This window comes from Sporomusa sp. 246TCP1, from assembly GCF_057319775.1.
Genome location: NZ_CM170492.1, coordinates 1,115,628 through 1,127,604 on the forward strand (window position 1 = coordinate 1,115,628; position 11,977 = coordinate 1,127,604).

An 11,977-nucleotide genomic window follows, 5' to 3' on the forward strand; every position below is an offset into this window, starting at 1 on the left:
TAGTAACATAACACTTTTTTATGTGAAAGGAGGGGGAGGATTGGCAGGACCCGATGTTTTATCACAATCTGAGATCGATGAACTTTTGTCAGCTTTATCTACGGGTGTTGTAACTGCTGAAGAGATTAAAACCGAAGAAAAACAGCGGAAAATTAAAATATATGATTTTAAACGCCCTGATAAGTTTTCTAAGGATCAAATTCGTACTCTTTATATGCTGCATGAAAACTTTGCGCGTTTGCTTAATACCTACCTGTCAGCGCATCTTCGGACACTTATTCATATTGATGTGGCCTCTGTTGACCAACTGACGTATGAGGAGTTTATCCGGTCAATGCCAAACCCCAGTGTTATTAGTATTTTTCAGATGCGACCACTTAAAGGTAATGCAATATTAGAGATAAATCCTAATATTGTACTGGCTATCATTGACCGGTTATTTGGCGGTCCAGGGTTACCACCTGCTAAGCCACGTTCCTTAACTGATATTGAGGAAGCGATTATCAGGAAAGTAATTAATAAAGCTATGGAGAACATGCAGGATGCCTGGAAACAGGTAGTAGCGATTGAACCCCGCATGGAGGCTTTAGAGACCAATCCACAGTTTACCCAGATTGTTCCTCCTAATGATATGGTTGTACTTATTACTCTGCAAGCAAAGATTGGTCAGGCTGAAGGTTTGATGAATATTTGCATTCCGTATTTGGTACTTGAACCGATTATGTCCAAATTGACGACAACCTTCTGGGTGTCTGCTGCAACTGCTAAGCAGGCTTCACCGGAAACCATGAATGTATTAAAACGAAAAATTGAAAGAACGCTGATTCCTTTTATAGTTGAGCTTGGGCGGGCCACAGTTACTGTCCATGAACTATTGGATTTAGGTGTGGGGGATGTACTGCAGCTGGAGACAAAAGCGGAAAATGACCTAAGCCTAATGATTGGCAGCCGAGAGAAATTTAAATGTAAACCAGGCCTTATTGCTAACAGAAATGCAGTACAAATAACTCAAGTAATTTCCCAAGGAGATGATAATAATGAGTGATGGATTCCTGTCCCAGGAAGAAATAGACGCTTTGCTAAGAGGCGAACCAGTAGCAGCCTCGCCATCTCCGGCTGGGCAAGATTTATCTGATATTGAAAAAGATGCTTTAGGTGAGATTGGCAATATATCTATGGGTACTGCGGCTACGACGCTGTCTGTGCTTTTAGGCAGACGAGTATCTATTACTACACCTAAGGTTTCGATAACTAGCTTAAATGAAATTAAACGCCAATATCCGCTGCCGTATTTAGTCATTGAGGTAGGTTATACACAAGGCCTGTTAGGTACTAACATTTTGGCGGTACGCGAGCAGGATGCGTTAATTATCGCAGACTTAATGATGGGGGGGGATGGCACTAATCCACCAACAGAATTAAATGAACTCTATATGAGTGCTGTTAGTGAATCTATGAATCAAATGATGGGTTCAACGGCAACCTCCATATCGACTATGTTTAAGAAAAAAGTTGATATTGCGCCACCAAAAGTCAATCTGCTGGATTTTGCTGTTGATCCTAATATTGATAGCATCGTTTCAGGTGATGATTCGTTAGTGCGGGTGTCTTTCCGTATGGAAGTGGAGGATCTTATTGACAGTGAGCTTATGCAGATATTGCCTATTAATGTTGCTAGAGAAATGGTTGAAAATCTGTTAAATGCGGTGCAAACACCTACAGCAGCCGCTCCAAAAGCTGCACCGCAGCCAACAGCTCAGCCGCAACCCGCTCCTGCCGCCGCTCAACCAGCACCCCAACCGAAACAGCCACCAGTGCAAAATGTCGCTGTACAGCCTGTGCAGTTTTCTGCCTTAAAACCGGCAGGGATGCCGGGTGTGGATGCCAATATTGGCCTTATTATGGATGTTCCACTACAGATTACGGTTGAACTAGGGCGGACTCGCAAACTAATTCGCGATATTTTGGAATTGACACCAGGTTCAGTAGTTGAATTGGACAAACTGGCGGGAGAACCGGTAGATGTTCTGGTTAATGGGAAACTAATTGCCAAAGGCGAGGTTGTTGTAATTGATGAAAACTTTGGCGTACGGATTACCGATATAATAACTCCTTTGGAACGGGCTAGCCATCTTCAGTAGTAATTCCGAATTTTATTTGAGATAGGGGAGATAAATTTAATGGCCATTAAAGTTTTAATTGTTGATGATGCCGCTTTTATGAGAATGATGATTAAAGATATTTTATCTAAAAATGGGTATGATGTAGTTGGCGAAGCGGAAAATGGTCTCAAAGCGGTAGAAAAGTATCAAGAACTTAAACCGGATTTGACCACTATGGATATTACTATGCCGGAAATGGATGGAATTGCTGCCGTAAAAGAAATTAAAAAGATGGATGCTGGTGCAATCATTATTATGTGTAGCGCAATGGGACAGCAGGCTATGGTTATCGAAGCAATTCAATCAGGTGCCCGCGACTTTATTGTTAAGCCATTTCAGCCTGATCGTGTTTTGGAAGCTGTCCGCAAAGCGGTTGGTTAGTCAGGTGAATTTGTAAATGTTTGGTAATTTGCGCGTTCACGGCAGTATCCTAGTATTTGTTAGTTGGTTATTCTTGTTTACAGGTCAGGTATTGGCTGCTGCTGACACGGGCGAATATTTAAAATATCAGGAGCCTCAACCAGCAACCTCATCCTGGCTTGCAACCAGTGGTTATATTGTATCGTTACTATTAACGTTTTTATTAGTTCTTGCTCTTGCTTATCTTACTTCGCGTTTTTTAGGACAAAGAATGACTAATGGTGGTAGATTTGGTAGCGGTAAGATTTATGCCACTTTGTCTTTGGGGCCTAACCGTGCTATTTATGTAATAGAAATAGCAGGCAGGTATATGGTATTGGGGGTAACCGAACAAAGTATTACGATGCTCAATGAGATTACCGCTTTATCAGAAATTGAGCAACTTAAAGCTACTCAAAATAGCGCTATGCCTCCGGAACAATTTAGCAGTGTTTTTCATCGACAAATTGGTATGCTTAGGCAAATGCAAAAAAAATCCCTTTTTAATTTTACTTCAGACACTCCCGAATTTCACGCGAAGGAGCAGGATACCGATAGTAGGAAGAGGTAAATAGAGTGTCACAATGGATTAACTATGTAAAATCATGGCAAAAACATGGTTTGATTTTGACCATAATTATTGTACTAGCTTTTCCAGCTGTAGCTGGAGCCGCGCCGCTGATACCTATTCCCAATATTAATGTTGGTGTGGAACAAGCAAATAGTCCTCAGGATGTTGCGCTTAGCCTGCAAGTTCTGTTAATGTTAACGGTGCTTTCACTGGCACCGTCTATTTTGATTATGATGACTTCATTTACTCGTATAATTATAGTATTGTCATTTTTACGCAGTGCTTTGTCAACTCAGCAGATGCCTCCGAATCAAGTTTTAGTTGGGCTTTCGCTGTTCTTGACCTTTTATACGATGTCTCCTTATTTCGATCAGGTGAATCAAAATGCTTTGCAGCCTATGTTGGCTGGGACGATGGATCAACAAACGGCAATGACTGAGGCTGTGAAACCTATGCGTGAATTTATGTTTAAGCAAACTCGCGAAAACGACTTAGCATTATTTGTGAATTTATCAGAGATGCCCCGGCCCAATGGCCCGGAAGATGTTCCTACAACAGTATTAATTCCGTCTTTTATTATTAGTGAGCTTAAAACTGCTTTTCAGATTGGTTTTTTGATTTATATTCCGTTTATTGTTATTGATATGGTCGTTGCCAGTACCCTTATGGCTATGGGGATGATGATGTTGCCACCGTCAATGATATCCTTACCTTTTAAGGTATTATTATTTATATTGGTGGATGGCTGGCATTTGATTACACGGTCATTAATCAGTAGCTTTATTTAGGGGGGCGCTTATGTCTGGTGATATGGCTATTCAGATTGGTCGTGACGCTTTAGCAATGGTTATGCTGGTGTCAGCGCCGATGCTTATTCTGGGACTGGTTGTTGGTGTTGCGGTCAGCATATTTCAAGCGACAACTCAAATACAAGAGCAGTCACTTGCTTTTATCCCTAAAATTATTGCTGTTTTTATTGCTGTTCTTGTTTTTGGTCCATGGATGCTGAGTATATTGATTAGCTATACCAGAGACTTGTTTTTGAGTCTGCCTACTATGGTTCGTTAACGGAGAAGATGGGGTAGTTCTACCAATAGATAGGTGGTAAGAAAGCATGGATCTGTTTACTTTATTGCAAAACCAGTTGGGTTTTTTCCTGTTGATTTTTGCAAGATTGAGTGGGATTTTTTCATCAGCCCCTATTTTTGGTGCTAAAAATGTTCCGTTAATAGTAAAGGCTGGGTTGTCATTACTAATATCCTATATTTTGTTACCATTATTAATCCAAACCAACCTCGTTATCCCAGATGCCGTACTCACCTATGTAGCGGTAGTAGTTGGTGAATTTTTAATTGGCTTGATTATGGGTTTTGCCTGTTCATTTATCTTTTACGGGATACAGATGGCAGGCACCTTACTAGATACACAAATTGGTTTTGGAATGGTTAATGTCATAGATCCTCAATTTGGCCAGCAGGTACCACTTGTTGGCAATTTTAAATACATTTTAGCAATACTAGTGTTTTTGACTAGTAACAGCCATCATCTTTTTTTATCAGCAATAGTATACAGTTTTGCAAGTATTCCGGTAACTCGCGGATTGTTTCGTCCCGAACTTGCCAATATTGTGGTAGATATGGTTGGAGATATTTTTATCATTGCCATTAAGATTAGTTTGCCAGTAGTGGTAGCAGTACTGCTTACTGATGTTGCGTTAGGTATTTTGGCCCGCACTATGCCGCAAATGAATATTTTTGTTGTTGGTATGCCGGGCAAAATTATTGTCGGCATTTTTGTACTATCGTTGGCTTTGCCGTTTTATATAGCATTTTTGGAGGTGGTTTTCAGTGAAGGCTTTCATAATATGTACCGCCTCTTGGAAAGCTTTGCCCCAAGTTAAAGATAGCCGGTATAAGCTGAATACCTTTGATTTGCAGTTGTTTAATGGCGAAAAAACCGAAGAAGCTACCCCTAAGCGAAAAGCGGATGCTAAGAAAAAGGGGCAAGTCGCCAAAAGTTCTGAGATTAGTTCTGCTTTCGTCATTCTGGCTGCTTTTTATACGCTCAAATTGGTAGGTACTGGTGTATATAATGAATTAGCAGGCTATATGACAGCCATTTTGTCTAGTCTGACTGCCACAGATTTGACGATTAATGCTGTTCAGTTATTATTCTTTAATGTGGGATTAGTTATGGTAAAAACAGTTTTGCCAATTCTCTTAGTTATTATGGTAATATCAGTGGTTATTAATTTTATGCAGGTAGGAGTCATTTTTTCAACCGAAGTATTAATGCCAGATTTTAGTAAAATTAATCCGCTATCTGGTTTTCAACGACTATTTTCGAAAAGGTCACTTGTTGAACTTGCAAAAGCCCTTTTTAAAGTAGGTATTATTGGTTATTTTATTTATCGCTTTGCTATTGTTCAAATAAGTGATATTTCTAAACTAATTAGCATGGAATTAATAGACTCGCTTAGATTAACAGGTTCGCTAATTATTGATTTAGCTTTTCAAATTATTACGGTTATGATGATTTTGGCAATATTTGATTATATTTATCAATGGTGGGAACATAATGAAAGTTTAAAGATGTCTAAAGAAGAAGTCAAACAGGAAATGAAACAAACAGAGGGGGACCCGCAAATTAAGAGTAAAATCAGGGAAAGGCAGCGCGCGATGGCGATGCGGCGAATGATGCAAGAAATTCCCAAAGCCGATGTAGTCGTTACTAATCCTACTCATTTGGCGATTGCCCTTAAATATGAGAAAAGTATGGCAGCTCCGGTAGTTTTGGCTAAAGGTCAGGATTTTTTGGCTGAGCGTATTAAACAAATTGCACGGGATAATAAAGTTGTCGTTGTAGAGAATAAGTCGTTAGCCCGTGCCTTATACCCTGTGGTAGAGATTGGCGATGTTATACCTGCTGAGTTATATCAAGCGGTTGCAGAAGTTCTGGCTTATGTATATCGCTTGAAGAAACGCTTGTCCTAGTAGAAGGAGCGATAAAATAGATGGCTGTTATTCGAGAATCCAAATTTTTTGCAAATTTAGAAAAATACAGTGACGTCATGGTAGCTGTGTTTATTATTACTATTGTCGGGATGATGATTATTCCGCTGCCAACAATGTTACTTGACCTTTTATTGACACTAAATATTACGTTGGCTGTAATTATTGTAATGGTGGCTATTTATAATATTGAGCCTTTAGATTTTTCAGTATTTCCCTCATTGCTCTTAATTGCTACCTTATTCCGGTTGGCGCTTAATGTATCTTCTACTCGTCTTATTTTACTTGAGGGCCATGCGGGGGAAGTCATTGCTGCTTTTGGTAATTTTGTAGTTGGTGGTAATGCGGTAGTTGGTTTTATTGTATTTGTTATTTTGATTATCATTCAGTTTATTGTAATTACCAAAGGCGCCGAACGTGTCGCTGAAGTTGCCGCACGTTTTACTTTGGATGCTATGCCAGGTAAGCAAATGAGCATTGATGCTGACCTGAATGCCGGGCTTATTTCGGATAAGGACGCGCGTGAACGACGCAGTAATATTCAGCGGGAAGCTGATTTTTATGGTGCGATGGATGGTGCCAGTAAATTTGTTAAAGGCGATGCCATTGCAGCTATTATTATTATTGTAATAAATATTGTCGGCGGTTTTATTATTGGGATGGTGCAGCGTGACCTGGATGTGCTGCAAGCGCTTCATACCTATACGTTGTTGACTGTAGGAGAAGGTTTGGTTAATCAGATACCGGCGTTATTAATATCTACGGCTACTGGTATAGTGGTAACCAGAGCTGCTTCCGATTCTAATCTAGGCTCAGATCTTACTCGTCAGCTTATCAATAATCCCCGCGTTTTCTTTATCGCTTGCGGGGTATTATTGCTTTTAGGCTTAATTCCAGGGTTACCTGGTATTCCGTTCTTGACGGTCAGTTTGCTTACTGGTGTCATTGGTTATGCGCTCGTTAAAACTCAACAAACAGATGTTCAAACAGAAATGTCGCAACAAGAGGAAATTGAAAAAGAAGAGGTCCGTAAGCCCGAAAATATCATTGCTTTGCTGCAGGTTGATCCGATGGAATTGGAGATTGGTTATAGTCTTATTCCGCTTGTTGATGTTAGCCAAGGCGGTGACTTATTAGACCGGGTGGTTATGATTCGTCGCCAATGTGCATTAGAACTGGGGCTTATTGTGCCAACAATACGAATTCGCGATAATATTCAATTGAAACCTAGTATCTATGTTATTAAATTAAAAGGGATTGAAATTGCCAGAGGCGAATTAATGTTAGATCACTTTTTAGCGATGGATTCAGGTGCGGCTTTTGAATCAGTGCCTGGAATTGAGACTGTGGAACCAGCTTTTGGGCTGCCGGCGCTGTGGATTCAAGAGACTTATCGTGAGCAAGCTGAGCTTGCGGGTTATACGGTAGTTGACCCGGTGTCTGTTTTGGCAACACATCTTACTGAGATTATCAGAAGCCATGCTGCTGAGATTCTAGGGCGGCAAGAAGTACAAACCCTGGTTGAGTCTGTTAAACAAAATAATGCAGCTGTAGTCGAAGAATTGACACCTAATCTCTTATCAATTGGTGAAATTCAAAAAATATTGGGAAATTTGTTACGTGAGAAAATTTCTATTAGAGATTTGGTAACAATCTTTGAGACAGCAGCTGATTATGCTCAATTAACAAAAGATACGGAGATTCTAACTGAGTATGTTAGACATGCGCTTTCTCGTCAAATATCCCGTCAATTTGTAAATAATAATATTTTAACCTGCTTAACGGTTGATCCGCAGTTGGAAAACATGATCGTTAATTCAGTACAGCGCACTGAACAAGGTTCCTATGTTGCATTAGAACCCAAAGTGGTGCAAGCTGTAATTACTACTCTTACCAATGAACTTTCTAAGCTGACTAATATGGGTTATCAGCCGGTAGTTCTTACAAATCCGGGCGCCAGGCTATATTTCCGCAAACTTACAGAACGTGTAGCGCCAAATTTAACGGTCTTATCCTATGCTGAATTAGATCCAAAAGCTGAAGTACAGGCACTAGGGATGGTGAAATTGTAAGTTGAAAGTTAAACTATTTACCGCATACAACATGCCGGAAGCAATGGCTCAGGTAAAGCAGGATTTAGGACGAGAGGCTGTTATCTTGCATACCCGCCGGTTTAAAAGAGGGGGAATTTTTGGCTTTTTCGGCAAAGAAATGGTAGAGATTATGGCAGCCATAGACACTGCCCAAACCACGATTGTCGAGAAAAAACAGCCCATCATTACTACTCCGCTTGTAGCCAATATTGATGACACAAAAATAACGGCGTTGCAGACTGAAATGGCTACTATGCGAAAAATGATAGAACAAATGGTAGGTCAAGTTGTTAAAAGTGGTAACGAATTATCACCGCTGATGGACTTATTAATTAAGAATGATATTGATCCAGTGATTGCTGCCAGCCTAATTAAGGGATTGCCAGATGAAAACTCGATTGTTGGCGGCGATCATGGGAGTGTTCGTAAGCTTTTAGCTGAACGTATTGTTAATTACTTCCCAAAAATTGATGGAATTAATATAATGCCCTCAAACTGCAAAACGGTGGCTTTGATCGGCCCGACCGGTGTTGGGAAAACGACAACTATTGCTAAGTTAGCTGCTAATTTTGTTTTAAAAGAGGGATATAAGGTAGCACTTTTGACCGCTGATACGTATCGGATTGCAGCTGTTGAGCAGTTAAAAACTTATGGTGATATTATTGGTGTACCAATTGAAATTGTATATTCCCTTGATGAATTTAAGGCTGCACTTGACAGGCATAGGGATAAGGATTTGGTATTAGTGGATACTGCTGGCCGCAGTCCCAGCAATCAATGTCAATTAGCAGAACTTCAGGCATTATTGTCAGTTGATCCGGATATTGAAACACATCTTGTTTTGAGTACTACAACAAAATATCGTGACATCTTAGAAATAGTAAATAAATTTTCGATTTGTTCGCCACAAAAAATTTTATTTACAAAAGTGGATGAAGCAAGTAATTTGGGAACTATCTTAAATTTGGTATATCATTTTCCGGCATCTTTATCATATATGACTACAGGACAAAGTGTTCCCGATGATATTGAGTTAATTAGTTCAACCAAATTAGCAAATATGATTTTGAGGGATTAAAATGAGTGATCAAGCTGAGAAATTGCGTCAAATGACACTACATTCTTCAATTCCGACAAGTCCGATAATTAAGCACAGTGCTAAAAAAAGCCGGGTAATCACAGTTACCAGTGGTAAAGGCGGTGTAGGAAAAACAAATTTTACCGTAAACCTCGCGCTTGCTCTAGCCGCACTTAACAAAAGGGTATTGGTAATTGATGCTGACTTAGGGATGGCTAATGTTGAAGTGGTACTGGGTTGTTCAGCCACTTATACTATTCTTAATTTATTGGAAGACGGTTTGAAGATTGCTGATATTGCCACAGAAGGTCCGCGCGGCATTAAGTTTATGGCCGGCGGTTCAGGAATTTATCATCTGGCAAATTTAAGCGATGCCCATTTAAACCAGATAATAGACCAAATATCTTTATTTGATAATTGGGCTGACTTTATTTTAATTGATACAGGAGCTGGAATCAGCCGCAATGTTTTAAATTTTGTTGTGGCTGCTGATGAAGTTATTATTATTACGACACCAGAGCCCACCGCAATTACTGATGCCTATGCGATGGTAAAAGCCTATGCCGGGCAAAAGGGGACGGCACCACTTAAACTGGTGATTAACCGAATTGTAGATCGTGATGAAGGCCAAATGGTTGTTGATAAATTAATGCGAGTCTCTCAGCGATTTCTTGATGTAGCCATTGAGCATCTTGGATATGTTTATGAAGACCGTAATCTGGTAAAGGCTGTTAAAAGCCAAATACCACTGTTGATATCGTTTCCTGAAGCGATATCGTCCCGTTGTATTGAAGATATCGCACAACAAATACTTCATGGTGAAAATGTACAGCAAAAGCCCCGCGGAATGAAAGGATTTTTTTATAAGTTTTTAGAATATATGTAGTAGTCCTCAAATGGGGGTGTCGTTATTAGTATCGAGTCAAGAGATATTTTTAAAATTAATCAACGTATTAAAGTAATTGTTCCTGACCGAAGTGGTCTTGCAGAGCAATACCGCAGTCGGATTGAAGATATAACTGCTGAGAATATGGTGATAGCTATGCCAATGAGTAAGGGCGTTCCTGTCAGATTACAGCAAGGTGATATTTTCTTCGGGCGGACAGTGATTAACCACATGGCTTTTGAATTTACCAGCTCTCTGCTCAGCAGACAGATGAATCCGTTGCCTGTATGGACGATTGTCTTGCCTTATAATATAAAAAAAATTCAGCAAAGGGCTTTTGTCAGGATTGATTTGACTATACTTGTTCAAATTAGAGCGATTGATGCTAATGAAATGCTTGATGATACAATAATTAATGCTTCAACAAAAGATATTAGTGGTGGTGGTGTGCAAATTGTTACTGGTCACAAATGGCCTATTGGAACTAAATTGATGGTGACAATTCATTATCCACAGATTGGTGCTCTTACTTTTAAAAGTGAAGTGGTTAGGGTGTTTCAGCCACAGCATGAGCTTGCGGTATTTTGGGTGGGGATAAGATTTCTGGAAATTGCCGAAAAAGACCGTAGTAATATTATCAAGTTTATTTTTAAAAAACAACTTGAACAGCGCCGCAAAGAGTTGGAATAACTAAAAGGTATTGGTGGTGATTTTTTGATAAAAGTGCTGGTTGTTGATGATTCTGTGTTCATGCGTAAGCTGTTAGGTGATTTATTTTCTAATGAAGCTGATTTTACTGTTATTGAGACTGCACGCAATGGTAAAGATGCAATTGATAAAGCAAAACGCCTGAAGCCTGACTTAATTACTCTTGATGTTGAGATGCCGATTGTGGATGGTCTTAAGGCCTTAGAAATAATTATGTCAGAATGCCCTACCCCGGTAGTTATGATCAGTAGTTTGACGAAGGCAGGCGCTATTGCTACTTTGCGGGCACTTGAATTAGGTGCTGTTGATTTTGTTGCTAAAACGGCAGGACCTATCTCTAATATAACGGATGTGCGAGCTGAAATACTTGCAAAATGTCGGGCTGCTGTTAGAGCGAATGTATCGCAGCTTACAAAAACGCAAACTATCAACCATATGCCGACGACGAAACAGGTGTATTCGTCACTAGGTGTACAAACGGAAGAACGAATAATTGCTATTGGCACTTCGACAGGTGGACCGCGGGCTTTGCAAGAAGTTATAACTAAAATTCCCGGCAATATTCCCTGTGGAATTGTTATAGTCCAGCATATGCCGCCAGGATTTACTAAGTCACTCGCGGAACGGCTGAACTCCTTATCTGCTGTAACAGTGAAGGAAGCCGAACATAATGATGTTGTGTGCCCAGGACTTGTGTTGATTGCACCAGGAGATTATCATATGCTGCTTGAAAAAGAAGGTGGTAAGGTACTTGTTAAGCTTAACCAAAACCCTCCCATTAGCGGACATAGACCAGCAGTAGATCCTTTACTAGAATCAGTAGCCCGTATTTTTGGCAGTAAGGCAATCGGGGTTATTTTAACCGGTATGGGCCATGATGGTACAAAAGGTATCCAAGCGATTAAACGTCAAAATGGCAAGACAATTGCGGAAGATCAATCAACGGCAGTTGTATTTGGAATGCCTAAATCAGCTATTGAAGCAGGTGTAGTTGATAGGGTAGCGCCTATTACTGGTATAACCGCTGAAATTCTTAGAGCTTTGGCTAAACAATAAACATAAATCGTGA

The 11,977-nt window shown here is 40.0% G+C and carries 13 protein-coding genes; all 13 read left to right on the forward strand.

Annotation, left to right across the window (positions count from 1 at the left end; translation table 11 throughout):
* Positions 1-40 precede the first annotated feature (40 nt).
* From fliM to AC1ECB_RS05610, 13 genes are read left to right on the forward strand one after another with little or no spacing between them, the layout of a single operon-like run.
* Positions 41-1,045, forward strand: coding sequence for a flagellar motor switch protein FliM (gene fliM, locus AC1ECB_RS05550; protein WP_145099432.1), 1,005 nt, complete (start codon positions 41-43; stop codon positions 1,043-1,045).
* Entirely contained in the window at positions 1,038-2,141 is a 1,104-nt protein-coding gene (fliY, locus tag AC1ECB_RS05555) for a flagellar motor switch phosphatase FliY (RefSeq protein ID WP_485667800.1), read from the forward strand. The genes fliM and fliY overlap by 8 nt, the downstream gene beginning before the upstream one ends.
* 39 nt (positions 2,142-2,180) lie before the next feature.
* Positions 2,181-2,543, forward strand: coding sequence for a response regulator (locus AC1ECB_RS05560; RefSeq protein WP_021167591.1), 363 nt, complete (start codon positions 2,181-2,183; stop codon positions 2,541-2,543).
* Between the two features lie 16 nt (positions 2,544-2,559).
* Positions 2,560-3,132 carry a flagellar biosynthetic protein FliO gene (gene fliO / locus AC1ECB_RS05565; RefSeq protein WP_485667801.1) on the forward strand — a complete coding sequence of 191 codons (573 nt, stop codon included), beginning with the start codon at positions 2,560-2,562 and terminating at the stop codon, positions 3,130-3,132.
* A 50-nt stretch (positions 3,133-3,182) separates the two neighbouring features.
* The gene (gene fliP / locus AC1ECB_RS05570; protein WP_485669283.1) at positions 3,183-3,920 is read left to right on the forward strand and encodes a flagellar type III secretion system pore protein FliP; all 738 of its coding nucleotides are present in this window, start codon (positions 3,183-3,185) and stop codon (positions 3,918-3,920) included.
* A 10-nt stretch (positions 3,921-3,930) separates the two neighbouring features.
* Positions 3,931-4,200, forward strand: coding sequence for a flagellar biosynthesis protein FliQ (gene fliQ, locus AC1ECB_RS05575; RefSeq protein WP_485667802.1), 270 nt, complete (start codon positions 3,931-3,933; stop codon positions 4,198-4,200).
* 46 nt (positions 4,201-4,246) lie between these two features.
* Complete coding sequence (gene fliR, locus AC1ECB_RS05580; protein WP_485667803.1) at positions 4,247-5,032, forward strand: flagellar biosynthetic protein FliR; 786 nt, start codon at positions 4,247-4,249, stop codon at positions 5,030-5,032.
* Positions 5,019-6,125, forward strand: coding sequence for a flagellar biosynthesis protein FlhB (gene flhB / locus AC1ECB_RS05585; protein ID WP_485669284.1), 1,107 nt, complete (start codon positions 5,019-5,021; stop codon positions 6,123-6,125). Before fliR ends, flhB begins: the two co-directional genes overlap by 14 nt.
* A gap of 20 nt (positions 6,126-6,145) precedes the next feature.
* Positions 6,146-8,215: a flagellar biosynthesis protein FlhA gene (gene flhA / locus AC1ECB_RS05590; RefSeq protein WP_485667804.1), complete on the forward strand. Its 2,070-nt coding sequence runs from the start codon at positions 6,146-6,148 to the stop codon at positions 8,213-8,215.
* Between the two features lies 1 nt (position 8,216).
* Positions 8,217-9,314 (forward strand): flagellar biosynthesis GTPase FlhF, encoded by a 1,098-nt coding sequence (gene flhF / locus AC1ECB_RS05595; RefSeq protein WP_485667805.1) that lies wholly within the window; start codon positions 8,217-8,219, stop codon positions 9,312-9,314.
* 1 nt (position 9,315) lies between these two features.
* Complete coding sequence (locus AC1ECB_RS05600) at positions 9,316-10,200, forward strand: MinD/ParA family protein (protein ID WP_485667806.1); 885 nt, start codon at positions 9,316-9,318, stop codon at positions 10,198-10,200.
* 54 nt (positions 10,201-10,254) lie between these two features.
* Positions 10,255-10,890 carry a flagellar brake protein gene (locus tag AC1ECB_RS05605; RefSeq protein ID WP_485669285.1) on the forward strand — a complete coding sequence of 212 codons (636 nt, stop codon included), beginning with the start codon at positions 10,255-10,257 and terminating at the stop codon, positions 10,888-10,890.
* A gap of 24 nt (positions 10,891-10,914) precedes the next feature.
* Positions 10,915-11,964 carry a protein-glutamate methylesterase/protein-glutamine glutaminase gene (locus AC1ECB_RS05610; RefSeq protein ID WP_485667807.1) on the forward strand — a complete coding sequence of 350 codons (1,050 nt, stop codon included), beginning with the start codon at positions 10,915-10,917 and terminating at the stop codon, positions 11,962-11,964.
* Positions 11,965-11,977: the final 13 nt, after the last annotated feature.